General features: G+C 63.7%; 5 protein-coding genes. 3 read left to right on the top strand and 2 right to left on the bottom strand.

Annotation, left to right across the window (positions count from 1 at the left end):
* Positions 1-80: 80 nt before the first annotated feature.
* Entirely contained in the window at positions 81-659 is a 579-nt protein-coding gene (locus ACRDUX_RS13230) for a LysE family translocator (RefSeq protein ID WP_526414483.1), read from the bottom strand.
* 520 nt (positions 660-1,179) lie between these two features.
* On the opposite strand from ACRDUX_RS13230, the gene ACRDUX_RS13225 reads away from it, so the two are divergent.
* Together ACRDUX_RS13225 and ACRDUX_RS13220 are read left to right on the top strand one after the other, a co-directional pair.
* Positions 1,180-1,302: an IS110 family transposase gene (locus tag ACRDUX_RS13225; RefSeq protein ID WP_526414482.1), complete on the top strand. Its 123-nt coding sequence runs from the start codon at positions 1,180-1,182 to the stop codon at positions 1,300-1,302.
* Positions 1,303-1,363: 61 nt separating this feature from the next.
* The gene (locus ACRDUX_RS13220) at positions 1,364-1,657 is read left to right on the top strand and encodes a hypothetical protein (protein WP_526414481.1); all 294 of its coding nucleotides are present in this window, start codon (positions 1,364-1,366) and stop codon (positions 1,655-1,657) included.
* 255 nt (positions 1,658-1,912) lie between these two features.
* Here the strand turns inward: ACRDUX_RS13220 and ACRDUX_RS13215 are convergent, their stop codons facing one another.
* On the bottom strand, positions 1,913-2,767 hold the full coding sequence (locus ACRDUX_RS13215) for an SDR family oxidoreductase (protein ID WP_526414480.1): 855 nt from the start codon (positions 2,765-2,767) through the stop codon (positions 1,913-1,915).
* Positions 2,768-2,871: 104 nt separating this feature from the next.
* On the opposite strand from ACRDUX_RS13215, the gene ACRDUX_RS13210 reads away from it, so the two are divergent.
* A partial coding sequence (locus ACRDUX_RS13210; protein WP_526414479.1) for a helix-turn-helix domain-containing protein occupies positions 2,872-3,248 on the top strand: 377 nt, incomplete at its 3' end.

The raw sequence follows: 3,248 nt of genomic DNA, 5'->3' as shown, positions 1-3,248 counted from the left end.
GGGCTGGCTGACCTAGCACCCGACTGTCCGGACCCGAGACGCATGGAATGAGACGAGAAGCGAGACACCGCGACTTGGGGCTACGAGGCGGCGAGGCGTGCCCCGAAACCGAGCAGCGCTACACCAGTGACCGCGTCCATCACCCTGCGCACCGGTCTCTTGGAGAACACCGCCCGGGCACGATCGACACCCACGATCAACACAGCGAGGTACAGCGAGCCCAACGCCGGCAGGCTGACCGCATACAGCGTGGCGATCAGCGGCGTCGGGTGGGTTCCGAGGAACTGCGGGAACACTGCGAGGTTGAAGGCGATGATCTTGGGATTGGTGATGTTGCAGAGGAATCCTTGGCGCAGCCCGACGGACACAGCGGGCCGGACCGTCTCGTCGGTGACGACTTCAGGATAGCGACCACGCCAGGCACTACGCCAGGCCTGAGCCGCTAAAAAACACAGGTACGCCGCGCCCACCCATTTGACGGTCAGAAACGCTGGCTCGGCGGTCGTGATCAGCACGGACAGCCCAGTGACCGCAGCGGTGCTCTGCAGCAGACTGGCGATCCCAATACCGATGACCGCGGCGACGCCCTGGCGGCGTCCACCCATGAGCGCGTTCTTCACAGCGACAGCGACGTCGGGGCCGGGAATGAGGATGATCACGGAAACGAAGAGTACGAAAGCACCGTAAGTTGCCCAATTCACGAGACTCACGCTAGTAGGGATCCGAGACAGGAAACGATCAACCCCGTTTCTACTTACTTCTGTACCCTCGCTGATGTCTTCGCGAACGCCTGTAACCAACCTGGTTGTGGAGGCCTCTCATGAGACCGGCGTGGTGAGGATGGCGGCGGTGGTTCACCTTGCGGCCCTGGCCGTCGGCAAATGCCTATCTCGTTTCTGGACCTGGAGTCCTGTCTAGAGGTCGAGCGTGTCGCGCCAGGGTTGCGGGGTCATAAATCGGTGGGATTGGCCACGTGGTTCTTGCCCGCCCGCACGGATGCAACGCCTTAACTTTCTTGAGCCGAGAGCTCTTATCGAAGACCGGCGCCGTGCGGGGCGCTGGGGTCGCGAACAGCTCATCGGAGGGGAGTCCATCGAGCCTCGTAAGTAGAGCGCTGCGCGTCCCGACTCGGGTTGGTGAACCACACACAACCCGCCAACGACAGGAGGAAACGACACCATGAAACTCTTCTGCGGCATCGACTGGGCCGAAGCGCACCACGACGTCGCCATCGTCGACGAGAACGGCCAACTGACCGCCAAGCAACGTATCACCGACGATCCCACTGGTTCGCCGAGCTGATTGAGCTGCTCGCCGCCGCCGGCGAGAGCGCCGACGAGCCGATTCCGGTCGGGCCATCGCGGTGCTGGCCCGCGCTCATCAGGACGCGATCTGGCGACGTACCAAGGCGCACAACGAACTCCGCTCGGTCCTGCGCGAGTTCTTCCCGACCTTCCTGGCCATCATCGTCAGCCGATTCCCGCTCGGGATCGCCAGCCCGGAGGCCCGTGCAGTCCTGGCGATCGGACCCACGCCGGCCGCTACGGCCAAGTTGTCGGTGACACGAATCGCCGCGGCCCTGCGGCGTGTGGGCGCAGCCGCGACATCGAGCAGGCGGCCGCCGCAATCAAACCTGATTTGCGGAAACTTCAGTTGAGGCAACCAGTTCTGGTGGAGAACGCGATGGGAGTTCAGGTGTTGGCGCTGCTGGCCGCGCTCGATACCGCCTGCAGCAGTGTCGAAGACCTCGGCCGGGCCGCCAGATCCGTTGTGCAAACGCGTGCCTCAGACCAGCTAGACCCGTCATGGTCAGTGCGCAACAGGCCGAATTCGGGGTCGGCCGGTGCCACCCAGTGTGAAGGCCAACAGCCCCTCGCGGAGTGTCCTCCAAGGACGCCTGGTTGCAGGCACATCAGCCGCTGTGGTCTGTAGACAACGACACTAATCTCCATTCATCGAGTTCCCTGTGCTGCTCGGTGAGCACGTCTTCGATACGCGCAACGCAGTCCGAACCCAACGGGAGTCGCAACGGCGGGCCGTCGTGGTGGGCGAGGTCGACCATGATGGAGGCAGCCTTTGCCGGGTCACCCAGCTGTGCGTGGTTGGTGTCTTGCGCCCAGCGGCGGGCGTTTCCTGCCGTCGGGCCGTAGTCGGTGATGGCAGATCCTTCGGTGAGCAGGCTGCTGCTGTCTAAAAAGTCTGTCCGGAATGGCCCCGGCTCAATCGCGGTGACGCGAATGCCCAGCGGTGCTAGTTCGGCGTGAAGCGCAACATTGATCGCTTCGACCGCGTGCTTGGTTGCGGCGTAGATACCCCAACCCGGCGACGCTGACTGGCCTGCAACGGAACTCAAGTTCAAGATGGTGCCGGAGTGTTGTGCTCGCATCGTCGGTAGCACCGCCCGGGTGACGTTGAGCAACCCGAACACGTTGACGTCGAACACCGCGCGTGCTGCCGCGTCGCTGACTTCCTCGACCGCGCCGAGTAGTCCATGGCCCGCGTTGTTCATCAAGACGTCGATGCGGCCGAATCTGGAAAGTCCCTCGGCTACTGCGGCGGCGATACTATTCGGGTCGATGACGTCGACGGCGACTGCCAGGGCATTTTGGGAGTTGCCGCCGAGTCGCTCAGTCAGTCCGTCGGTCTTTCGGGCTGTGGCAATCACCTGATCACCGCGCCGCAGCGCTTCCTGAGCAACGAGCAGTCCAAAGCCTCGCGATGCGCCGGTGATGAACCAAGTGTGTGTGGTTTGCGTGGTCGTAGTCATGCATCCATGGTGTTCCGGACAGGCCCCGTGATCGACGGGTTAACAGGTTCTGCTGTGACCACCTTGGTTCTTGATCGGGGTGCCTGAGCGACGATGATCAGAGCATGACCGTCAACACCGAGCTCGCCAACTTCCTGAGGTCGCGACGCACCGCACTGACACCCGACGACGTCGGTCTGCCGTGGGCCGCCGAGGGCCGCCGGGTCAAGGGGCTAAGGAGAGCCGAGGTGGCGGCGTTGGCTGGCGTGAGCGCGGACTATTACGCGAAACTCGAACAGGGCCGCGCGCGGCAGATCTCCGAACAGGTACTGCACGCGCTGGCTGAGGCGCTGCGTCTCGACGATCTCGAACGACGCCACCTCGTCACGCTCGCTGGGTCCGCAGTAACGGCGGGGCCGCTAGGACCGGTCCGGCGTCGGCTACGACCGGGGATGCGACAAATTCTCGAATCGATGGACTTAGCGCCCGCCTACGTTCGCGA

This window comes from Mycobacterium sp. (assembly GCF_050701675.1).
Classification (GTDB): Bacteria; Actinomycetota; Actinomycetes; order Mycobacteriales; family Mycobacteriaceae; genus Mycobacterium.
The sequence above is the reverse complement of the archived record's forward strand: the minus strand, read 5'-3'. Positions and strand labels throughout refer to the sequence as shown.

What these genes read in the sequence shown, in the direction of transcription:
- ACRDUX_RS13225 (WP_526414482.1), top strand. Translation starts at nt 1,180, where the DNA reads ATGAAACTCTTCTGCGGCATCGACTGGGCCGAAGCGCACCACGACGTC.
- ACRDUX_RS13215 (WP_526414480.1), bottom strand. Translation starts at nt 2,767, where the DNA reads ATGACTACGACCACGCAAACCACACACACTTGGTTCATCACCGGCGCA.